This is a genomic window from Microcoleus sp. AR_TQ3_B6, assembly GCF_036702785.1.
GTDB lineage: Bacteria > Cyanobacteriota > Cyanobacteriia > Cyanobacteriales > Microcoleaceae > Microcoleus.
In genome coordinates this window covers 42,635-64,891 of the sequence record NZ_JAUBVJ010000006.1, presented here as the reverse complement: position 1 = coordinate 64,891, position 22,257 = coordinate 42,635, and the positions used below count along the sequence as shown (strand labels likewise).

Genomic DNA, 22,257 nt, shown 5'->3' with positions numbered 1-22,257 from the left:
GGTTTTTGCCGAGCGCCAATAACTCGGTACTGCTGACTGTACCAACTCGCTCAGCTCATATCCTGTAAAAGATTAAACTTCTGTGCTCACTGAGCGGGTATTTAATCAAGAGCGCCGAGTTATATAAAGTTTTATTAAATTTTATTAAAAAACTCTCGAATTTTCCGAAGTGATCGGGAACCAGCTTATATGTGATGAAGATTAACTTAGCTTCTGACGAACGTCACTTGTTTCTAGCCAGTCTGTGTCTATACTTGCTACATAAACAAAGAAGTACAACGCACTTTTCGGGCCGTCAACCTGTTACATCAGAAAGTTCTTAGCGTTTTCCAGAATCTTGGTAAAACAAGTGGGACCGCCAAAGTTCGATCGAACAACAGCATCCAAGTCTGGAAAGTTAGTAAAGAAACAAAAAGCGGTGATGCTTCCTCTTAACAAAGTGGGCATCATAATTATCAATAACCGCTAAGCGTAGCATCTTTTCACCCGGAGCAACTGAGAAATTACTATGCCAGCCACCTCTTTTTACGCTGAAGCTGAATTCGACGAACAACTGCGAGTCAATCCCTTGCAAGATGATGTGTTGGATGAAGATGCTGAAGAAGCTGGAGACGAACTCATCGATCAAGACCCAGCAGAAACAGAGGATGCAGACCAAGCAGCCAAATTGCAAAAAAATGCGAGCCGTCGCACTACAGACTTAGTTCGCCTGTACCTACAAGAAATCGGTCGGGTTCGTCTATTGGGTAGAGACGAAGAAGTCTCGGAAGCTCAAAAAGTTCAGCGCTATATCAAATTGCTGGAATTGCGCAACACCGTCGCCTCCCAGGAAGAAGGGCTAATTGGGCGCTTCGTGCATTTAATTGACGTGCGCGATCGCTTGGCGGCACAGTTAGGACATAAACCTTCCCTGGAACGCTGGGCATTAACCGCCGGCGTCGGCGACGTGCCCGAACTCAAGCGAATTATGTCCGAAGGCAAGCGCCAGTGGGCTGAGTTAGCAGAAATGACGGTAGAGACGATAGAAAGAATTCAAGCTGAAGGCGTGGAAGCTAAAGACCACATGATTAAGGCAAACCTGCGCCTGGTGGTTTCGGTGGCGAAAAAATATCAAAATCGCGGTTTAGAATTGCTCGATTTAATACAAGAAGGTACTCTCGGACTCGAGCGAGCCGTAGAAAAGTTTGATCCGACGCGGGGCTATCGGTTTAGCACCTATGCCTACTGGTGGATTCGGCAGGGAATTACGCGCGCGATAGCTACTCAAAGCCGCACCATCCGCCTCCCGGTTCACATCACCGAAAAACTTAACAAAATCAAAAAAGCCCAGCGCAAAATTTCTCAAGAAAAAGGTCGCACAGCCACTATCGAAGACATCGCGGTCGAGTTGGACATGACGGCGCCCCAAGTCCGAGAAGTTTTGCTGCGAGTCCCCCGGTCTGTTTCTCTAGAAACTAAAGTCGGCAACGAAAAAGATACAGAGTTGGGCGACTTGCTCGAAACCGACTGCGTATCGCCAGAAGAAATGCTGATGCGAGAAGCTTTGCACCGCGACTTGCAGCAACTGCTGGCAGATTTGACCAGCCGCGAGCGAGATGTAATTCTGATGCGCTTTGGGTTGGGCGACGGACACCCCTACTCGCTGGCCGAAATCGGTCGCGCCCTCGACTTGTCACGCGAGCGAGTCCGCCAAATTGAAGCTAAAGCTTTGCAAAAACTCCGCCAACCTAAGCGTCGCAACCGCGTCCGCGACTATCTAGAGTCTCTTACCTGACTTAAATTTGGCTGATCCGTCAGCGCCATCAATCACGGAGCGAGGCATTCCGCGCTTATGCAGAAGGCAGGAGACATTTGGCAGAAGTAACAATATTTACTTCTGGACCACTTCTCTGTCCTCTGCATCAATGCATAAAGCTTGTTAAAAGTCAAAAAACATCAAAAACCAATTTTTTTCCTCAATCTTTTTTCAATAAGCTGCGATATTTGCAAAATATCTCGATCGTTGTGTATGATTGTCAATAGGCAGACTTTCTTGAGAGGGTCACTATGGCACTTTATACCGCGTCCTCGTTCAAATCCGAACTCAATGACAAAGGCTGGCGGATGACTCCCCAACGGGAAACCATTTTGCACGTGTTTCAGAACCTCCCCAAAGGCAACCACCTGAGTGCCGAGGATTTGTACACTTTGTTGAAAAATCGCGGAGAAAACATTAGCTTATCCACCATTTACCGAACTTTAAAGTTAATGGCAAGGATGAGCCTCCTCCGCGAACTCGAACTAGCCGAAGGTCACAAACACTATGAAATAAACCAGCCCTACCCGCACCACCATCACCACCTAGTCTGCGTTCAGTGCAACAGAACGATCGAATTTAACAACGACTCGATTCTGAAAATTGGCATGAAGCAAGCTGAAAAGTCTGGGTTGCACCTGCTAGACTGCCAGCTAACCATTCATACGGTTTGCCACGAAGCTTTGCGGATGGGATGGCCGTCTTTGGTTTCCAGCAATTGGTCTTGTCCGAGGTCGATCGCCCAGAACGGCAGCAGCGCCCTGGAGTCAATCGAGTGAAAATACACTATTTTCGCATTTTTTGTACTGCTTGTTACAAGTTTTAACAAAAATCCGTGACCGAAGCGCAATTAGCAGTTACGCCGAAACCGGGTTTCTTCAGCAAAATAAATCATTTCAGGAATCAGTCAGAAACCAGAAACCCGATTTCTTTGATGCAGCGGCAGCAAAGTTCCCTGGTCTCAAGTTTGGCTCAACAAATCGTCGCTGCTGACCCCGTAACTGCGCTGAGCTCGATCGAGGGCGTCTCTCGTCGCAGCATCGAAAACTCCGCCGATGGGACCTGTGTAAAAACCGAGGTCTTGCAGTCGCCTTTGTAATTGCTGAATGCTCGATCGAGAGTTGAAACTGCTGCTAATTGGAACAGCAGGAACAGCTAACCGCCCAGCTAATCGGTTTTCGATCTGGGCTAAAGTCGCCGGAGTGGCAATACCCGTCGCCGGTGACAAATTGTTTTCCTGCTGAAACGACAGCACCGCCAACTCGGTCTCAGATCCAAATACTCCGTTTACCGGGCCGGGGTTTTTGCCCAGACTGATGAGCGAAGACTGAAGTTGTCGGACAGCCGGCCCAGTATCACCCCGTCGCAGACCCCCAGCGAGCGGCGGTAACGGCTGTGCAGCCGGCCTGTTGCCTTGTCGCAAAGCCGATAGAGTGCTGGTATCGACCCTCCCACTCCCGAACAGCCCGCTATCTTTCTGAAACCGGATCAAAGCTGCTTGAGTTGGTCTATCGAACCAACCGTGAATCTGGCTCCTGTAATAACCCAATTGTTGCAGCCGCCGCTGCACAAGTTCTACTTGTCGGCCTCTGTCGCCCAACTCCAGAAAATCTCCGGCATTACTCTGCTGGTCCTTTTCCCCAGTCGATGAGGTAATTTTAGGTTTCCTCATCTGAGCATCGATAGCAGTCAAAGTAGCAGTGTCAGCGCAGCCGTCAGAAATGAGATTGTAATCTTGCTGAAAACGAGTCACAGCGTAGAGAGTGCGTTCCCGAAACTTGCCGTCAACGCGGCCTTGAAAATAGCCCAAAGCTTTTAACTGCCGCTGGATCAAGTCTACCGTCGCTCCTCTGTCCCCGAACCGCAACCCCTTACAACCGCCATTCCCCGAAATATTCCCAGGAGGTGTAACGGGGGGAACCGGCCTGGTGGATCCAAACAGCAAAGCTAAAGTTTCCCTGTCAGCAACTCCTGTCACCCGCAGTCGATTAATTCGCTGGAAGTCTCTCACCGCATTGAGAGTAACTTGGCGAAAATTCCCTGTGGGATGTGCTTTGAAGTAGCCTAGCTGCTGCAACCTGCGCTGGAGAGCCGAAACATCTGCACCCGCGTCTCCAAAACGCAGCTCCCGATAACTTGTATAAATAGTTTTAGAAGGCCGATCGCTATCTGTGGCAAAACTGTTGAGTGCTATCACAGTAGCTCGATCCGGCCGGCCAGTCAGCGACAGTTGATAGTCTCGCTGAAAGTTAGTCAGAGCTTGTTTAGTAACCGGGCCGAGCTGACCGGTGGAAGCTCTGGGAAAATAGCCGAGATCCCGCAACCTGTCTTGAACGGATCGCAAATTTGGATTTCCCGGATCTATTTGAGCAAAAGCCGAACCGGCTGCACTCCAAACCGACAGCATCAAAGCCAAAGACAGCAAACGGACATAAGTCTGGCTCGACAGGTTTTGCCGCTGAGGCCCATCAAAAATTTTCGACTCTGCGGGTGCTTCGCAAACAAGAGCAAGTTCGAGGTAGGCGAGGGTTTCCATAGCTTTTTACTGTGAAATTGTGGGTGGGGTATCAGGACAAACTCCCAAAGCTCAGATTTGGGTTGCTAAGTATCTATCAAGGCTAAGTTTTACCTGTTTGCGCCCAGCACCCCTTTGAAAAAAATTTGCCTTCAAAAGTAATTACAGGTAACAACCAAGATAGCATCGCTGTTTATAGAGACGCGAATGTCAGGAAAAAAGTTTGCAGCCACATCTTAGCCTTGATGGCGGAAAAACGATCGGCTTTTAGGTATTCTTGGCTAAGATTTTATTTTTTTATATGTAAAAATATTATTTACAGGATTGAGGCATTCCGACCCAAGAAACCGGGTTTTTTACCCGATCTGGGGTTCCGAACACGTCTTTTCGTGAAAAAACCCGGTTTCGACGCACCCGTGCGATCGCCAACTAACTTATTGACGCTCGATTGAAAATCCCCACCTTTGCTAGTTGCAAATAGGGCGGGGATTTTATTGGTTAACTGTTCGTAAAAAGGGGACATTAACTTAAATTAAGCCGAACCGATCGCAAATTACAGCTACTCCCGCTGCAAAAACAGTAATGCCGATGGCTACCAGCGGGTTTTGCCCTCTGCTAACCGCAAAAGAGGTAACGACCCCAGCTCCCAGAGCCGCGGTTACAGCAGCACTCGCCAAATCTCGATCTGGACGTTTGTCGTACATATTTTTTATTGTTGGTAGCTGTTAAGCTGAAAACTTACATCTTGCGATCAAAGCTACCATTCTTGCCTCTGCTGGGGTGAAAACAGCCTGCGTTTTGCAACTAACCTTAAAATATTGCTACTTTTCTTCACATACTCTCATTAATAGCATAAGTTAATATTATGTATCTTCTAGTTTTTCTGTTGAGTTTTAGCTCTTGAAACCTTTTGTCCGCTGGGATTTTATGTAAAATTCAGGATTTGGCAGAGGAGCTCGCACCCACCGTCTGTGCGCCTCAAACTGCAATCCCAAATCTCGTAAAAAAAATTAACTTGACTTTTTGTGATAAATATGTGCAGCAACCGCGACCGGCGGTTGGGGCATAAACAGTAAGTAGTCCCAATTGCCAAGCACGATCGCACAACTCATGCCCAAGCCCTACAGTTAAGATTTTTGCCAGAAGGTTATACTCGCTATAAAGCTCGATAGCTTCAAGATTAATGAAGCCAGTCAACTGTTCAATATTAGCTGCCACACGATCGGTCTATAGCTGAAACGACAAAGCCAAACAGGGGGCTTTAAAGCGTAGCCCAATCAACCCAAAGGTAATGGTCATAAAATTACCGCAGGGGGTAAAATTCCGAGACTTTACTAGATTTCATAGTTTCCTGGAGCAACCCGACTTCCGACTTTCCATACCACCAATAGCACTAGCAAGAATCAAACCGTGTTTCCATTCCATGCAGGAACTGAATACCCCCATTCCTAGACATTCCTTCCCCAGCAAATTAGCGGCGGGTACTTCACAGTTATGGTTAAGGGTATAGTGTGCCGCCGCAGACCCCGTTGCCGGTTGAACGCGGTCTGCTTCACAACAGCTATATGCCTTTTGCGTCGCAATCAGGAAGTCGATGTATTCAATAGCGATGTATTTCAAGAGATTCATTCTTTCATTTTACTGCATCTTCTATTTAACTGGGTAACTCCTGTTAAACTTGAAACAGAAGTAGGTTTTTATTAACAAATAAATCCTCAATGTACTTCAGTAGATATGTTCTTATGCCTTTACCTGATTAGGTTATGCAAGTTTAATATTTAATTTTTAATTAGTCGTTAATAACGATAAATAATTCGTAGTCCGATATATGCAGAGCGAGAAATAATGAGAGGACATGACGCATGAACGTCTTTGAGTTCGAGATTACCATTCAGAGCAAATCAGGCGATAGTAGCTGGCCCATTGTTGTCAGGTGCAAGCAACCGGACGGACTAACCATCCATTCAAAAGAGACTCTCCAGCTAAGTCAGGAGGACTTGAACAAACTCACTCAACAGCAAGAAAACGAGAGGGAATACGGCACCCTACTGGGCAAAGCTTTGTTTCGAGGGGCTGTGTACGACACCTTTGTTCGTGCCCTATCCAAGAGCAGTCAGGACTCGCTGTTACGAATTTTGCTCTCGATCGAAGCGGGTGACAATGACTCCCTCAAAACCTTGCATTGGGAAAGGCTGTGTGCTCCGATTGATGCCGACGGGGAGTGGCATCTTTTAGCCCGCAACCAGCGCGTTCCCTTTTCCCTGTACATTCCCACCATTATCGATCGCCGCTTTCCCCCCATTGGACGACGTGACTTGCGGGCACTGGTGCTGGTAGCGAGTCCCTCTAATATCGGTAAGTTTCAATTAGCACCTTTTGACGTTGAAGCTGTCTTATCTGGAGTCAAGGAAGCGCTTGGTGAAATTCCCTACGAAGTTTTGGCAAATGATGTTGCAGGGGCGATCGGACCCCCAACCCTACAAGAACTATCTAAGCAACTGACTAACGCCAAGAAGCCATACACGTTGCTGCATTTTGTCGCCCACGGCAAGCTGATGGATAACGGAGAAACAGTTCTGTACTGGGCAAAAGCCGATAACCAAGTTCAGCCAATTACAGGAGAAGAATTACTCTCAGAACTCAAAAACATCGGTAATCATCAAAGGAGCTTACCTCACTTTACCTTTCTGTGTACTTGCGAGAGTGCCGACCCCAGAGCCGAAGCAGGATTAGGTGGATTAGGCCAAAGATTGGTCAGAAATTTGGGGATGCCTGCTGTAGTAGCAATGACCCGCAAAGTGAGCGTAGAGACAGGCTTGGCTTTAGGGCAGAACTTTTATCGACGACTCAGAGAGTCCGGAGAGGTAGATACAGCCCTACAAGAGGCAACAGCCGGACTGTCCAAGCGCCACGATATTGCTGTCCCGGCTCTGTTCAGTCGCTTAGGTGGGCGTCCCTTATTTAGCGATCGCCTCAACGATCGGGAGTTAACCGACGAGGAAATCGAGTATGGCATTGAAAAGCTGAGCAAACTCCTGGCAGAACGCGCCCCTAATGCCGACGTACTCAAGCAGAGGTTTAAAACGCAGGTAGAGATCCTCAAATATACCCAGGGAGCCGAATCACGCACAGCGCGCGAACAGCGCCAGCAGGCAATAGTAGAGATCGATAACCTGTGCGATCAAGTCCTGGAAATTAGCTTTGATGCTCTCTCCGCTTTGGGCAAAGAACCACCAGCATACAAGGCGGAGTGTCCTTTTCCCGGTCTATCATCCTTTGCCGAGGAACAATACCACAAGTTCTTTTTTGGGCGCGATGAGCTGATTAGAGATTTACAAAAGGAACTGGCGAAGGATAATTTCTTAGCTGTTATCGGCACTTCCGGCAGTGGCAAATCATCGGTGGTACTAGCTGGACTGATTCCTAAGCTTAAAGAGCAGGAGCCAAGCCTACAGTCGGTTCGCATCACACCGAGCAACGAGCCGCTGAAACAATTAGAAATACTGTTAAACGTATCCCAACAGCATTCAATATTGGTGGTAGACCAATTTGAGGAATTGTTCACCCTCTGCGAGGATAAAGCCAATCGGCAAGAATTTATAGACAAATTGTTTCACCTTGCCGAATGCCAAAAAGTTGTCATCACGATGCGGGCGGACTTTTTAGGAGAGTGTACCTTCTACCCCCCACTGAGAAAGCGGATTGAAACCCGACAAAAATTGGTTGGGCCGATGGAACCTGCGGAACTGATCACAGCTATGAAGATGCAGGCCGACAGGGGAGGGTTGCGCTTTGAAGCTGGCTTGAGCCACTCGATTCTCAATGATGTGCAAGGAGAGCCAGGGGCAATGCCACTGCTGCAATATGCGTTGCAGGAGCTGTGGAAGCGACGGCGGGGACGCTGGCTGTGCGGTGAGGAGTACCAAGCGATTGGTAAAGTCCAGCAGGCGATCGCTAAAACTGCTGATGACTTTTACAATAGCCTACCAGCTCAGAAACAAGAGCAAATCCAGAATATTTTCTTGCGCTTAACTCGCCTGGATAAGAATGCCATACAGGGAGAGAAGCGACGGGACACCCGCCAGCGAGTGGAGTTAGAGGATCTCGTGCCCAGTGGGAGCAATCTGGCAGAGACTAAGAAGTTGGTACAGCAACTAGCTGGTGAAGGGGTACGGCTAGTCGTCACCAGTCGGAATGAAACTACAGGGAAGGAAGAAGTAGAAGTCGCCCATGAAGCTTTAATCCGCTATTGGCCAACGTTGCAGGAATGGTTGAGCCAGAACCGCAACGACTTGCAACTGCGAGAAAACATAAATCAGGCGGCAGAAGATTGGCACCAGCACCGGGAGCAGCCAGACAAAAACAGCTATTTAATACATCAGGGGGGAAGATTAGAAGATGCACAAGTGTTGTTGAAACACCCCAAATTTGTTCATCTCAATCAAGAAGAAGCAGAATATGTCTTGGCTTGTTTGGAATTGCGCGATCGCATCCGCCGGCAAGAAAAACAACGCAGATATCGCCTGCTTTTCGCCGCTGTCAGCTCAGCTTTTGTCTTTGCTGGATTTGCTATCTTTGCTGGATATCAGTGGCGGCAAGCAGAATTTGAGCGAATTCAGGCATTAAGTACTTCCTCAGAAGCTAAGTTGGAAGTGGATCCATTAGAGGCATTAATAGGAAGTTTACAAGCTGTCAAAGAAGTTAAGCAACTGTGGCTGCCACAAACAACCTTAACGAATAAAGTAATGGGCAGGCTGCACAAAGTAACTTCTGAAATCAGAGAAATCAATCGCCTAGAAGGGTATGAAGGCTCTGTTACGGATGTCAGTTTTAGCCCAGACGGTAAGATGCTGGCAAGTGCTGGAGTTGATGGCACAGTTCGTTTGTCAGATTTACATGGCAAAGAACTAATTAAATTTGGAGTGATGAGTGAAGAGCGTGTGAGGAATATATACTTTAGCCCGGATGGTCGGCTACTGGCGACTGGTGGTGAAGATGGGACTACAAAATTGTGGGATTTGAAGGGAAAACTAATCAGGGAATTTCCTAAGCAGAAGGAGGGGGTATTTAACATCACTTTCAGCCCTAATGGTAAGACTATCGCCACTGGTTCTGGAGATGGCATGGTTCGCTTATGGAGTTGGGAGGGCAAATTATTAAAAGAATTTTCGACCCATAATACCAGTAAGAATAAAAAAGTGTGGGGCATCAGTTTTAGCCCTGATGGTAAGACTATCGCTACTGGTTCTGGAGACCGCACCGCCAAGTTGTGGGATTTGAACGGAAAACTATTAAGCGAATTTAAAGGGCATAAAGATACGGTATTTAGTGTTAGTTTTAGTCCCAATGGTCAAAAACTTGCCACTGCCTCTATGGACAGCACTGTCAAGTTGTGGGATTTGAACGGAAAAGAGTTGAGAGAATTTTCAGGACATAAAGACTGGGTGTTTAGCGTCACTTTTAGTCCGGATGGTCAGAACCTTGCCACTGGTTCAAAGGACGGGGTTGTTCGCTTGTGGGATTTGAATGGAAAAATCTTGAAGGAATTTAAAGGGCATAACGACTCAGTTAGGAGTGTTATTTTCAGCCCAAATGGCAAGCTTTTGGCAAGTGCGGGATACGACAACACTGTCCGCTTGTGGGATTTGCAATATCGCCCGCCGCTAACTGAGTTTAAAGGGCACAAAGGGGAAGTGTGGAGTGTCAGTTTTAGCCCGGATGGCGAGAGCCTAGCGACTGCGGGAGCTGATGGCACTGTCCGCCTGTGGGATTATTTATCAGGCGAGCAGTTGGAGGAATTCAAAGGTCATAAAGGTACAATTTGGAAGGTAATTTTTAGCGCGAATGGCAAACTTTTGGCTACATCAGGACAGGATGGCACAGCTCGCTTGTGGAATTTATTTGGTAAGCAACGGAAAGAATTCAAGGGTCATAAAGGTGGTGTTTTGAGTCTGAGCTTTAGCCCGGATGGTAAATTTTTAGCTACATCAGGAAACGATGGCACTGCTCGCTTGTGGGATTTGTCTGGTAAGCAATTAAGAGAATTAAAAGGTCATAAAGGAGCCGTCCTGAGTGTAAGTTTTAGCCCGGATGGCAAACTTTTAGCTACCGCAGGAGCAGATCGCATAGTTCGCTTGTGGAATTTATCTGGTCAGAAGGTAAGAGAATTCCGCGCGCATAGCGACTGGATCAACAGCGTCATTTGGAGCAATGACGGTCAAAAACTGGCTACAGCTAGTAGCGATCGCACTATCCGTTTGTGGGATTTGTCAGGTAATCAATTAAATGAATTAAAAGGTCATATAGGTGCGGTTCTGAAACTCCGTTGGAGTAACGATGGTAAGCTGCTAGCGAGTGCTGGAGCTGATTCAACTGCTCGTCTGTGGGATGTAGCCGGTCAAGAGGTAGCTGTATTCAAAAGTCATCAAGGGGAGGTCAAGAGCGTCGGTTTTAGTCTCGATGGCAAGCTTCTAGCTACGAGTGGTGAAGATGGAACGGTTAAGTTGTGGCCGGTTGAAGGATTAGATGAGCTGATGGTGCGGGGTTGCACTTGGGTACGTGACTATCTCAATAATCCTGATTCCGAACTTATGCCTGAAGAACGTCACGTTTGTGATGGTATTGGCACTGCTAGTAATTTACCAAAAAAGTAGGAAGCGTCAGACCTAAACGAGGACCCAAGTCTTCTGTTGCGATCGCCCTATAACAATAGACATCTCTAGAATGACAATAGCTAATTCCGTAAGGGTTGTGGGTATTTAAAATGGTTGGCTTATTTCCGCTCACCTGTAGCAGCATTTGTAGGGTGCGTGGAGACACACCCTACAAATACTTTATTCACTTCGTCGGGAATGCCTCCCTTTCTGCTTCCATTACTACCCAGCCAATTTCTGGTCGCAGACACAGAGATTCTGGTTCTTGACTGACACCAATTAATCCAGCAACAAACTCCATTTCGTAGACATTCCCGAGGTAATTCCACTTGAATGGAGCCTTAGACGGCAGGTTGGGAAAAGCACCCCGTGCTTCTATAGCTGGTGACAGATCAGAATTTAACCAGGGATTGCGTAGATATGGTGGTTCAGGAGTTTTGCCTTCAAACATTCGTTCCCACTTTGATGTTTGATTATTCAAAATGTAGGGGAATAGTTTAGCAACCCATCCAGTAATATAGGGCGAGCCACTTCCCTCAGGTCCTTGGTACTTGTAAATGGAATCCCAAAACTCGGTACTAACACTGCCTTCAGCGGCCGCTACAAATTCCTTTAGAATCGGTCGTAACGGCTCAACCCACCACTCCAAACCAAAGCGAGCAAACTCTTCCACCCTCTGTGCCATAGAACGCCAATCCTCTACCGTTCCCTCCAACTTAATCGTAGGTATACCACACAAGCTGATTACCTCGTACTGACAGTAAGACTGCATTGCATCTAGCAATACGACTTCCGAGGCAGCACGTTCAATAGGGCCTGTGGTTGAGAAGTTAGCCACAATTAACTCGTGTGCTTTGCCAATATGTTGGTGAATTTGTTCGGAAAATTCCCCAAAAACTTCTGCCCAAGGGTTGTCAGCCGAACCCTTCACAAAGTCATCACGGCGAACCTTAATCTTCAACTTTCCCGAATGCTGCACAAAGTGATGACGAAGTTCTTCGGCATTCATGTTAATGTGCTGTGCTAGTCCCTGTGTTAAGGTTAGCCAAATTATGTCAGGGGAAAGGCAAATTGGATGATGAAAGGCAAAAGCTGTATGTAGTGCGCCAATGAGTGGATGATACGAATCAACACTCTCCACCAACTGCCCGCGATATCGAGAACAAGCCTCGATCGGTCTACTTAAAAACTCTGCAACTGCTTCATAGTAAGGAATTTCAGGCAAGGGGGTTGTTGTGGGAGATACCTTTGAAACAGCAAAAGTTCTGGTCGCGGTGCTGGTAGCTTGAGAATTTGTGACTGGATTGTACATAGATCGTAAATCACTCGTATACTCCATATCTTAGACTCAGCTTCATATACCCAAGTAGCACTATGCGAACCAAAACCAGGACGGCAGTCTGCTGTTCCACCCTCCCTAACAACCTAAAAGCTGCGCGGGAAAAGTCCCGGCAGCCGTTCACTTAAGGGCGATCGCTATTAACTCAATCCCTTCAACATATTCAAGAGCTCAGTGGCTATTGACGTTGCTGTTTGCAGGCTTTCGGTGTTATTAGCTGGAGCTTTTTGGACGGTATCGACAAATTTCTCTAATGATGATAATAGTTGCGTCTGAACTTGCTTCAGAGCAGCTTCATCAACAACTTGCTCTGGAGTTTCCTCAGCCGAACCCTGTCCCGACTGGGCAGAACGGAAAAGTACAGGTGGTTCACAAGTGCGGCGAGTGGTACTGGCATCTTTACTACTACTGACCACTAGCCGCACTGCTGGATCGCCGATAATCGCATAATTGCGGGCGTCATTGTTAGCTGTCCACATCCCAGCCAAACTCTGATTATTGGGAACCGCGCCAAACTTAATCTCTTCTAGCTCAGAGCTGAGGTCGGAGGAGATTTCGGCATAGCGCTCGTCAAAATACTCCACTGCCGATCCTACTGGATGCCCTTCCAGCAGACGCTTCACGCTACTTTGAAAAACTGCTATCTGCCGTTTGTCGGCACTTGAACCGCGAATATCTGAACTAGAGAAAGAACAGCCCCAAGCTCGATCGACATGACCAATGACAGCCAGGGCACCTCCATTGGGATGACTCAGAAGTTTCTGCGGCAAGCGGGCAAGAAAGGGATACGGCGCAATATCGGGTCGTTCGGAAAGAAATTTAGAGTGACCGTCGAATTCATCCTTTTGGGGACAGCCAGCACCATAGCAGGCAAAATGAAAAGCAATCATTCCTAAAACCTCCGCTTGTTCGCCAATATCGTCCCCAGAAAAGTAAAAATCTTCCGGGATCGGCTTTCGTCCCCATTCGCGACCCGGCCAGTCTTGGCACAGCAGTGCGCCTTGGTGGGGCAACTGACGCGGATCGCCATTGGGAAAGCCCATGCCGTGACTGGCAGTGAAAAGCAAACTAGGTGTTTCAGTGCCTCCTAGCAATTGCCCCAAGCGGGCTTTGGTTGCTTCTTCTTTGAGAATCGTTTTCACATCCCAGTCGGGATGTTCCTCGACAACCCATTCAGATAAGGGCTGAATGAGGTCTTGAGTGCTGAGATTAGTGGCAGCGTCTCCTGGGTTGCACACACCGAAAAAGGCCGCGCTACGGGATAGGGATAAATTGCTGCTAGTTTCAGCTTCTACTACACTGTGAGCGTACTGCCTGTATTCCTGTAGCGTATCAAAGTAGATGCGACCCACTGCGTACTGAACGCTGAGCTGGGACTGAAAGCGATAGGGAATTGTTGCTGGATCTCCAACAATCAGCAGGTAATAGGGCATTTTGTCCGGATCGGCTGGACCTGGCCCTACTCCCTGACGTGCCAAGAAATTCTTTTTTGACTCGTACTGATTTTTTGCCTTGTCGTAACGATAGCCTTGGGGACCTTTGTATTCCTTATAGTAATTCTCGTGCTGTTGAATGGCTTCCTTTTTGCGATGGTCTAACAGCTCGCTGAGAGCCTCTCGAATTGCCGGATCGGCATCGTAAGCGAAAATTACCCCCCAACCTGTTTCTGCGAGGTTTTTGCGATCTACTCCCTCTATCGGAGCAAAGTCAGGCTCTTCTATTTGCCGCTTTTTTAGCCGGATATCTTCTAGATTGTCTGGATCGAATTCTTCGCCTTGGGCAATCTTAGATAATTGCTCGGCGCTCAATGGCGGTAGCAAATAATCACCGCTAGCGCCATTAATCCCATTGAAAAATAGCAAGTCTTCTTCGTTCATATTTTTGGTTCCTTGTTGGTTGGGCGAATAATCACAATTTGAGTTTTGAGTGAATCAGATAGAAACCCCACAAGCTTTTTTAACAGCGGCTTTCTGAGTCTCTATCTGTTCTCGCAGGCTAATAAATTTGGTCTAACTCTGACGGTTAACTGGGATAAGCTGCCGACCACACAGCATGGGCGACTTCCGGCTTGGCAATGTCGGAATGGGCACCCATTGTTGGCCCTCCCAGGTTCGCACAAATAAACTTGCTGCTTTCGAGGTTGTAAATTTTGCCCGGTTTAAAGTGATACGAGGCATCGCAGGGGAGCATATTTATGTTTTCCGCTGCGAGGTCATCTCCACCTAGACCAAAGCTGCCAATTCCGCCATATTTAGGCAATTGACCGGGGGCAAAGTCCACACTGCTAAAAGCCGTCTTTCCAGCTAGGGGGTACATCCGACCGACTGCATAGTCGAACTGCGAGTGAGTTGTCACGATCGGACCTGCGACTTTCCCTTGAGCGATGATTGTATTAAAATAACCGGGGCGATCGCGTTCGTATGAAATCTTTGAACAATAACACCAGAGCGATACAGCGCCTTGTACCAACGCCAGAGAATTCACAGGGCGGACTAACGTACCCTTCCCCTGCGGACCGTTGAGCATGGAAGAGACAACAACGCATCCGAAGCTGTGACCCATCAGGTGGAATCGCACCGTTTCAGCAGCATTCTCTTGCAGTGTTTTTAACAAGTTGAAGCCACTGTTCTCACCGATTTTGCGAGCGCGTTCTTTCATTTTCCAATAAGACAGTACCCGCAAGGGATCCAAAATCTTATCCCAGATTGAGCTGCTGTCGGTACTGAAACTTACTGGTTCATCTTTACTCGCTTCATAGATGGCTTCTGGATCGAAACCTTCCCAATCCGAACCTGGTGCCGCACCTTCACCTTCGCTACCCAAGTCCGCCTCTTGGTTCAACACTTGGTAGGCATTCAGTACCTCTGGTGGCAAGCTATCAAGTGTGTTGTCTTCGCTCGCCGCCCTGAGAATTGTTTGCAGGGCTTGGCGTGCTGCTTCAGTGTTAGCGATGCGCGAGGCATATTCATCAACTAACTGATCGAGTGGATCTTCGTCGTTCACGTCAAAGGACACCGAACTTGTCAAATCTTCATTGCCCCAAGGCTTGCTAGGCCAGTGCAGCCCAATCATTAAGGGACGAAATCCCGATCGCACCTCTTTGATTTTTTCAATATCGGCTGTTTGTTTAGCCATTGCGCCAATCCACTCGTTGTACTGCTGTCGCGCTGCGGGAACGTCACCCATCCACCCGTGGCTCATAAGAAATACATCTGTTATTGGCTCATTGGCTAGTGCTGAGAAGATTTGTTCGCTCAGTTTCTTCCCATCAGCTTCATCGCGTTCGTTACCATCCTTATCAAAGGCAATCAGGTAGTAATTCAAGGAAGTATTAGGTACTTTTTCAAGAGGCATGGCATTTACTCACTTAAGAAAAACTGGTTCAACGGTTGCATAAAGAAACCGGGGTTATAATGGCGGTGTTTTGTTTCCGCTTCGGGGTCTACGTTATCAGGCAGCTACTTTGGGTAACGCTGCCTGAATCAATAAAGTAGAGCTAAATATTGATACTTTGCGGAATCTTTGAAGGTAGCAAGAATTCGTAAGGCATGAGCCGGGAAAGGTTTCTCGTGTTAATCTCAACTTCAATCTGTTGTAGCTTATTTTGAAATTTCTCCAGATAGGGCAGGACTCGTTTATCCTTAAAGTATCCTTGGTCGTAGTGACCTAGCGTCGTGTAATGTACCGCACCAAGTAAACCAAGTACCTGAATTTGGTTTTGGGCGCGGTCTACAGAAGGTAGCATACTCATAAAGTTCCCTTTTTCCTCAGCACTTGTAGGTGCTGGAGAGTAGAGGGCCAAAGGAAAAGCCGGGGCATAGCTCATTAAATCGTATTGAGGGAAATTTACAGCCGCGTGCTGAACACTTGCCGTAAAAATGACACTAGAGACAGCCTCTATTAAATATTCTCGTGTTTTAATCGCACCTGATTTATCTTCTCCAAAGTTCTTTAAGCGGCCTCCTTGCTCGGAAACTAATTCCTGTGCCCATTGTTGTAACTGTTTGTCATTGACTATGTGTTTGTCGCTAGGGTAGTGAAACTTTAAATAATCACTAACCCAGGTTTTTATAGCATCCCAAAGCAGCAGTCCATCATCTCGATAAGGATAATCAGGTAACTGATGGCTGTCGCTGACACCGTGACTTGTCAAGGTTTTGGTAAACATTACATCATTGAAGTTCTGCAGATAGCTTTTTGCTCCTTCAATGGCAAGAAGTTGCTCGTTCTCAATAGTGCTAGCCAGAAGCTCATCTACTTGTCCTCCGGGAGCAATTAAGCTTTTATGAGTCCCGTAATTGATTAATATAGTTCCTTCAAAGTGAGGATCTAGCAAAATTCTTAAGGGGTGATGTTCTATCAAATTATTCTTCAATTTCCGCTTAGTAGCTAGAACAAAAGGTTCTACAAATAAATGAGTGCGACCTAAATGACTAACTAACTCGTGGTAGTTGCTATCTGCCATATTAACAATAGTTTTAGCTACCATCCAGTTGGATCCATCTAGCGGCGTAAATACTGGCGGATTTTCACTTCCAGAAGGTTGTTGGCATTGAATAGCTACTGGGATTAGAGAACGAGATGAACTATTAACTGGGGGAACCGCAAATAATGCTAAAGGCGCACCAGGGTATTTTGTGACCTGGTTTGGGAAACTCCCCTGTTCCATGTCTTTTAACATGGAATAATCGGCTTTATAAAGTCGGCCTTCTTGCAGAGCAGCTTCAAGTGAGTCGGAAAACTTAAATCTTTCGATTATTTGCTGATATTTTTCGTTGGTAACCTGCAAAGGTCGATCTGTTTCGGATAACTGCTGGAGCATAAGTGGGTTTGGCCCAGCAACTCGCATATAGGCAAAAATCAAATCTTCTTGAAAGCGTTTGCTAATCTGGGGTAAGGGGATATCTACAAATAAGCTATTGTAACTCTCCAAGCTGGGAGAAGCTTGAAATCTTGCTGTCGAAAAATCTACATTTGAACTTTGATCCCTGTTTAAATCTAACAACTTTATGTTTTCTTTAATAATTTCCTTGAAAGCTAAGTCAAACGATTCTCCTGACGTATCTTGCAAGTCAGAGCTAATACTAAACTCTAATGCCTGTGAAGTTTCACTAGATTGGTAGGCTTGAGCAAATTGCTCATCTATCTCTCTAAGCTGCTCATCAATTTCCGAACTTTCTACTGATTCACTACGACCTACGCTGAAAGATACTCCATCAGGAGAAAGCTCTTGCCTAATTTGTTTGGCAGCAGAGGCTATTTTCCAAGCAATATTTTTCAAATCTTCCTTACTATCAGCCGCGTCAACTTCTTGTTCAGTATTTTTTAATACTTCTATAGGGTGCTCTACCCCTGAATTTTCTTCTGTACTGAAACCAACGCTAAAAGATACGATGCCTTTCTGAGAATGTCGAGCTTTATTCGCATTCAAAAGTGTTATTTGGTTTGTGACTAGCAGGAGCCATTCTTTACTGGGTAGCTCTTGACCTGGTATGTAGAGATTAATCCAAGCCAATTCATTCGAGGTCGTCATAGCCAGGCCGGGAATATAATCATAATTATAATTATATTCCCCTGGAATAAAATTTAAACCCCATTTGACTAACTTATAAAGTGTTAAGAGAGTATTGATTAGGGTGTTGTCCGAAGGAGAATTTTGCTTTTGCGAAAATAAAGGCATATGCGCTCCTGTAGTGGTGAGAGACTTATTTAGCGAGCAAGCTCAAGCTTACCATATCGTTTTATGCCAGCGGGTAACTTTATGTAAAGTTGCTCATTTCACCGCGTGATATTGGAGTGCGGTTTGGTAAGCAGCGATCGCATCATCAAAGCGATTTTGCCGGCGCCAAAGCATTACCTAACTGCTAACGGCTTACAGCATCCTCTCGCTTAATTGTCAATGCCTAATGGTAAAGTTTCATGTAGTCGGGGTTGGATGCGATGCGAGAGCGATCGTAGCTCATTATCCCCTGTATTCCCTGAGTTTGTTGGAGATAAAATTTGAGTTGTGTTAATTACTCGGACCCGTTTCAATTAACACCTCATTCACCCTGAATCACATTGTCCGCGAGTCAATCTCTATCTTATATGCTTGAGTTCTATTTGAAAAAAAAAGCAGACTGCGATCGTGGAGCGGGGGATTCCCTACGGGATAGCTTCGCTCGCGCGAGCTTTTTTGCCACTGGGGGACGTGCGGTTTTTTAACGCCAGCGGGTTGTTGGCTGATATACTTGTGGGAATTCCTCCACTGTACTCACCGTTCTGGCGTGGTAACTTACTGTCAACTGAGTCACCTCTTTGGGCACAGTTTCTTGAAGTTTTAGGAGATGCGATCGCCAAGAGTGTGGGGTTTGTTAATGATTCCTAAAAATAGATGCAGTAAATAGGGGACATTCTCACGAGTTGGGTCGAACACAGCGATCGCCCCCATCAGGAAATTTCTCGATCGAACTTTCATAGAAATAATACTGATACCAAAATTCTGCTACTTCCAACAACAACAAGAACACAGATTCAGCAACGATACCCGAACCAGACTGCAATCCATAACGTTCTACATATTCTGCAGCTAGGGAAGTAAGCCGAATAGGGAAAGTTTTCCTCTACGAAACAGCGCAGCCCATACTCTAGCTTAAGTAAATCTTCAGTGCGGACAAAGCGCACCGTTGTCCATCTAAAATTGCGGTAGTCATCTCCTTGCAACCATCAATGTTTTTCAATAAGTTTCTGAGAGATTGCCGATTTTCGTAAAATTTTCTAAGTATAGCAACCGCTTTTGTCGCCGCCGGACGCCAGGAAAATAGTCGGCGTTGGTGAACAACCTGCACACTGCAATTGCTTCGCTGGCCTCACAATGAGAGGAGTAGATTTTTTGTCTAAGTCCTATTCGCCTTCAACTTTTTCTGTATTGCCGCCTTTGACCCAACCTTCGCGATTGCCATCCTCAACTCGAATTCGCTGCCACTCTTTATCCGGCGACTCTTCCAAAACCACGACTTTTTCCTTGTAACCAACACCACCAATGCGGTTCGAGTCTCGGCTACCAGTATCCCGGAGAATTAAGCCGATCGGCTGAGTCACCAGAGCTCGGTAAGCTCCCGGTTCCAGCGGTTTCGGAGACGGGGCATCGCTAGATGTAGAAACAGGGCTAGCCTGGGCTGTTGACTTCGGCGCAGTGCCTGCAATCTCAACAGGTGTTTTGTCGTTAGGAAAAACAGGTCTTTCTGGCACAGTCGTTAGCTTAGCGGCAAAGTAAAGTGCAGCCGCCACGCTAGCACCTGCCATCAGGACGATCGCTAGCAGAAAACCCACTAAAAATTTGAAAATGCTATATAGACTGTTCATAAAACCGCAAATGAAGGAAGAAGGAAGTTCGGCAACAAAGCCGGGTACAAGATTTAACGGATTTAAAGGATGGATTTTGAGATCCAAAGGAAGGGTCCGAGGGAGGGGAGAGTGGGAGAGGGGTCCGAGGGAGGGGAGAGTGGGAGAGGGGGAGAGTGGGAGAGGGGTCCGAGGGAGGGAAGAGTGGGAGAGGGGAGAGTGGGAGAGTGGGAAAATTTCTACTTCTTCCTTCTTCCTTCTTCCTTCTTCCTTCTTCCTTCTTCCTTCTTCCTTCTTCCTTCTTCCTTCTTCCTTCTTCCTTCTTCCTTCCAAAGCTTACCCTTGAATCCGGCGGCTCAAACTGCCGTATCTAGAAGCAAGGCGAGCTTTTCCAGCAGCGGCCCAATCTTGGAGAAACTGAATTTGTTCTTGAGCCGTTCTGGCTAAGGGCACCATCTGACTTGCTGATTCTAAAATATCATCTGTGGTAAAGTCTCGATTTTGGCTAAACCCAATGTGCATTGCTTCTATCAAAGTTTGCTCGATTTCGGCTCCTGAAAAATCGGGAGTTTCGTAAGCCAAGCGCTCTAAATCGTAACTTTTGATGCTGTGCGATCGCAACCGCAACAAATGTACCTCAAAAATCGCCCGCCGTTCCTCCTGGCTGGGCAAACCGACAAAAAATATTTCGTCAAACCTGCCTTTTCTGAGCATTTCTGGGGGCAAAGACTGGATGTTGTTGGCTGTTGCTACTACAAACACCGGGGAAGTTTTTTCGGCCAACCAAGTAATAAAAGTCCCGAACACCCGGCTGGTTGTCCCGGAATCTCCTTTACCGTCCAATCCCCCAAAAGCTTTGTCAATCTCGTCAATCCACAGCACGCAGGGGGCCAAAGCTTCGGCTAGCTGAATCATTTGCCTGGTGCGCGATTCCGATTCTCCGACTAATCCGGCAAACAAGCGCCCGACATCCAACCGCAGCAAGGGCAAATGCCAGTGGTGGGCGATCGCCTTTGCTGTTAAGGATTTTCCGGTTCCTTGAATTCCGACTAACAACAAACCTCTGGGATGCGGCAAACCGTATTGGCGGGCTCGTTCGGTAAAAGCACCGCCGCGCCGCAGCAGCCATTCTTTGAGATTGTCCAAACCGCCGATATCGGAAATATTTTCGCGGGCTGGGTAAAAATCCAGAATTTGAGTTTGGCGAATTGTTTGGCGCTTTTCTTCTAAAATCAGTTCCGCGTCGTCGGGATGGAGTTCGCCTCTGGTGGCGATCGCCTTTGCCAAAACTCGGCGGATTCGTTCGATCGACAGGCCTTGACAGGAGCGCACTGTTTCGTCCAGCAAACGCCCTTCAATGGCTTGTCCGGTAGCCCCTAACAGCCTTTCTACCTCAATTTTGATTTCCGCCGCCGCAGGCAGGGGAAATTCCAAAACTGTCATGACTTCGCTGAGATCTTCCGGGATGGAAATTAGAGGAGAGACGATGACAATATTTTTGGGGACTGATTTGAGGAGTCTCGCCAAATTCCGCAGCTTGCGGGAAATCGAGACATCTTCCAAAAACCGCTGAAAGTCGCGCAGAATAAAAATTGCCGGCGCGGAGGGGGGCAATTTTTCGAGAAATTCCAAAGCTTGCAGCGGGTTGCGCTTGCCAAAACCAGCATCGTTGGGATTGCCTTGGTAGCCATCAACAAAATCCCAGATGTATACGGCGCGAGAACCTTGTTTTTTGGCACTTTGGGCGATCGCCGCTTCTACGCGCTCTTCTTCCCGTGTGGGAATGTAAATTAGGGGGTAGCGCGATCGCAGCAGCAGTTCAAACTCGTCGCTAAAAATAGTCATTAGTCATTAGTCATTGGTTATTAGTCATTAGTCCTTAGTCCTTAGTCCTTAGTCCTTAGTTATTAGTTATTGGTTATTAGATGTTAGCCGATGTAATTTTTTTTCAGTCCTTATTCCACAGTTATTAGTTCTTAGCTACTGACTGCTGACTGCTGACTAATGACTAATGACTAATGACTTCTGACTATTGACTTCTGACTATTGACTAAGGCAATTGCCGTTTTAGTGCTGCCAGAGACGCCCAGCGACTGTCCCCTGCAGATTCTGACTTTTCTGTCTCTTCTGCATCATTTAAACTTATTCCCGGACATTGAGCATCGCATAGCTGTTTGTGCGGCAGTTCCAAACACATGTGCTCGTACACCCAATCGCCCGGAGAGAAATAGCCGCTAGGCGACAAATTTTCCACCAAATCTTCTAAAGCCACTTCTATTTCTGCTGAGCTTGAATCTGTCTGATTTGCTGTTTCCTCGAGCCAGATTAGTTCAGATGAGTTGAGTGCCAAACGGTGATTGTATTGTTTCAAGCATCTGTGGCAGGTGAGAGTAACTATTGTTTCTGCTTTCGCCTTCACCTCAAGATAATTCCCTTGGTGAGTCACTTGTAGTCGCCCCCGCACCGGAGTAAGAGTTTCTAAATCTGGGATAAATTCTTCAAAATCAATCACCTCTTTCCGCTCTGTTTTTGTGAGGAGATGAGGGATATAAATTGTCTCCATAATAATCTCTCGCCGTTTTATTATGTTTGTCTCAACGCACAAGTCAAAAGTCAAAAGGAATAGCTAATT

15 protein-coding genes are annotated in these 22,257 nt (G+C 46.9%); 3 read left to right on the top strand and 12 right to left on the bottom strand.

Going from position 1 to position 22,257, the window contains the following annotated elements; genetic code table 11:
• Nucleotides 1-508: 508 nt before the first annotated feature.
• Both sigC and QUB56_RS04920 read left to right on the top strand, forming a co-directional pair.
• Entirely contained in the window at nucleotides 509-1,774 is a 1,266-nt protein-coding gene (gene sigC / locus QUB56_RS04925; protein WP_332953663.1) for an RNA polymerase sigma factor SigC, read from the top strand.
• Nucleotides 1,775-2,046: 272 nt separating this feature from the next.
• On the top strand, nucleotides 2,047-2,574 hold the full coding sequence (locus QUB56_RS04920; RefSeq protein ID WP_332953661.1) for a transcriptional repressor: 528 nt from the start codon (nucleotides 2,047-2,049) through the stop codon (nucleotides 2,572-2,574).
• 182 nt (nucleotides 2,575-2,756) lie between these two features.
• Here QUB56_RS04920 and QUB56_RS04915 read toward each other — a convergent pair whose 3' ends face one another.
• From QUB56_RS04915 to QUB56_RS04900, 4 genes are all read right to left on the bottom strand, one after another.
• Nucleotides 2,757-4,331, bottom strand: a complete 1,575-nt coding sequence (locus QUB56_RS04915) for a peptidoglycan-binding protein (protein WP_332953660.1) — start codon at nucleotides 4,329-4,331, stop codon at nucleotides 2,757-2,759.
• A gap of 506 nt (nucleotides 4,332-4,837) precedes the next feature.
• Complete coding sequence (locus QUB56_RS04910; RefSeq protein ID WP_332953658.1) at nucleotides 4,838-5,014, bottom strand: hypothetical protein; 177 nt, start codon at nucleotides 5,012-5,014, stop codon at nucleotides 4,838-4,840.
• Nucleotides 5,015-5,288: 274 nt separating this feature from the next.
• A complete protein-coding gene (locus QUB56_RS04905) occupies nucleotides 5,289-5,528 on the bottom strand; it encodes a hypothetical protein (protein WP_332953656.1) in 240 nt (79 codons plus the stop codon).
• A gap of 123 nt (nucleotides 5,529-5,651) precedes the next feature.
• Nucleotides 5,652-5,939, bottom strand: a complete 288-nt coding sequence (locus tag QUB56_RS04900) for a hypothetical protein (protein WP_332953654.1) — start codon at nucleotides 5,937-5,939, stop codon at nucleotides 5,652-5,654.
• 233 nt (nucleotides 5,940-6,172) lie between these two features.
• Between QUB56_RS04900 and QUB56_RS04895 the strand changes: the two genes are divergently transcribed.
• Complete coding sequence (locus QUB56_RS04895; protein ID WP_332953653.1) at nucleotides 6,173-10,963, top strand: nSTAND1 domain-containing NTPase; 4,791 nt, start codon at nucleotides 6,173-6,175, stop codon at nucleotides 10,961-10,963.
• A 184-nt stretch (nucleotides 10,964-11,147) separates the two neighbouring features.
• On the opposite strand, the gene QUB56_RS04890 is transcribed toward QUB56_RS04895, so the two are convergent.
• The 8 genes from QUB56_RS04890 to QUB56_RS04855 form a co-directional block, all read right to left on the bottom strand.
• On the bottom strand, nucleotides 11,148-12,275 hold the full coding sequence (locus QUB56_RS04890; RefSeq protein ID WP_332953652.1) for a DUF4419 domain-containing protein: 1,128 nt from the start codon (nucleotides 12,273-12,275) through the stop codon (nucleotides 11,148-11,150).
• Nucleotides 12,276-12,442: 167 nt separating this feature from the next.
• Nucleotides 12,443-14,179 (bottom strand): hypothetical protein, encoded by a 1,737-nt coding sequence (locus QUB56_RS04885; protein WP_332953650.1) that lies wholly within the window; start codon nucleotides 14,177-14,179, stop codon nucleotides 12,443-12,445.
• Between the two features lie 145 nt (nucleotides 14,180-14,324).
• A complete protein-coding gene (locus tag QUB56_RS04880) occupies nucleotides 14,325-15,656 on the bottom strand; it encodes a hypothetical protein (RefSeq protein WP_332953648.1) in 1,332 nt (443 codons plus the stop codon).
• A gap of 142 nt (nucleotides 15,657-15,798) precedes the next feature.
• On the bottom strand, nucleotides 15,799-17,982 hold the full coding sequence (locus QUB56_RS04875; protein ID WP_332953646.1) for a lipoxygenase family protein: 2,184 nt from the start codon (nucleotides 17,980-17,982) through the stop codon (nucleotides 15,799-15,801).
• 639 nt (nucleotides 17,983-18,621) lie between these two features.
• Nucleotides 18,622-18,759, bottom strand: a complete 138-nt coding sequence (locus QUB56_RS04870) for a hypothetical protein (protein WP_332953643.1) — start codon at nucleotides 18,757-18,759, stop codon at nucleotides 18,622-18,624.
• Between the two features lie 425 nt (nucleotides 18,760-19,184).
• A complete protein-coding gene (locus QUB56_RS37115; RefSeq protein WP_445243310.1) occupies nucleotides 19,185-19,646 on the bottom strand; it encodes an SH3 domain-containing protein in 462 nt (153 codons plus the stop codon).
• A gap of 315 nt (nucleotides 19,647-19,961) precedes the next feature.
• Nucleotides 19,962-21,470: an AAA family ATPase gene (locus QUB56_RS04860; protein WP_332953640.1), complete on the bottom strand. Its 1,509-nt coding sequence runs from the start codon at nucleotides 21,468-21,470 to the stop codon at nucleotides 19,962-19,964.
• A 205-nt stretch (nucleotides 21,471-21,675) separates the two neighbouring features.
• Entirely contained in the window at nucleotides 21,676-22,188 is a 513-nt protein-coding gene (locus tag QUB56_RS04855) for a YceD family protein (protein WP_332953637.1), read from the bottom strand.
• Nucleotides 22,189-22,257: the final 69 nt, after the last annotated feature.

Coding starts and splice junctions, on each gene's coding strand:
- sigC (WP_332953663.1), top strand. CDS start 509: ATGCCAGCCACCTCTTTTTACGCTGAAGCTGAATTCGACGAACAACTG.
- QUB56_RS04920 (WP_332953661.1), top strand. CDS start 2,047: ATGGCACTTTATACCGCGTCCTCGTTCAAATCCGAACTCAATGACAAA.
- QUB56_RS04915 (WP_332953660.1), bottom strand. CDS start 4,331: ATGGAAACCCTCGCCTACCTCGAACTTGCTCTTGTTTGCGAAGCACCC.
- QUB56_RS04910 (WP_332953658.1), bottom strand. CDS start 5,014: ATGTACGACAAACGTCCAGATCGAGATTTGGCGAGTGCTGCTGTAACC.
- QUB56_RS04900 (WP_332953654.1), bottom strand. CDS start 5,939: ATGAATCTCTTGAAATACATCGCTATTGAATACATCGACTTCCTGATT.
- QUB56_RS04895 (WP_332953653.1), top strand. CDS start 6,173: ATGAACGTCTTTGAGTTCGAGATTACCATTCAGAGCAAATCAGGCGAT.
- QUB56_RS04890 (WP_332953652.1), bottom strand. CDS start 12,275: ATGTACAATCCAGTCACAAATTCTCAAGCTACCAGCACCGCGACCAGA.
- QUB56_RS04885 (WP_332953650.1), bottom strand. CDS start 14,179: ATGAACGAAGAAGACTTGCTATTTTTCAATGGGATTAATGGCGCTAGC.
- QUB56_RS04880 (WP_332953648.1), bottom strand. CDS start 15,656: ATGCCTCTTGAAAAAGTACCTAATACTTCCTTGAATTACTACCTGATT.
- QUB56_RS04875 (WP_332953646.1), bottom strand. CDS start 17,982: ATGCCTTTATTTTCGCAAAAGCAAAATTCTCCTTCGGACAACACCCTA.
- QUB56_RS04870 (WP_332953643.1), bottom strand. CDS start 18,759: ATGAAAGTTCGATCGAGAAATTTCCTGATGGGGGCGATCGCTGTGTTC.
- QUB56_RS37115 (WP_445243310.1), bottom strand. CDS start 19,646: ATGAACAGTCTATATAGCATTTTCAAATTTTTAGTGGGTTTTCTGCTA.
- QUB56_RS04860 (WP_332953640.1), bottom strand. CDS start 21,470: ATGACTATTTTTAGCGACGAGTTTGAACTGCTGCTGCGATCGCGCTAC.
- QUB56_RS04855 (WP_332953637.1), bottom strand. CDS start 22,188: ATGGAGACAATTTATATCCCTCATCTCCTCACAAAAACAGAGCGGAAA.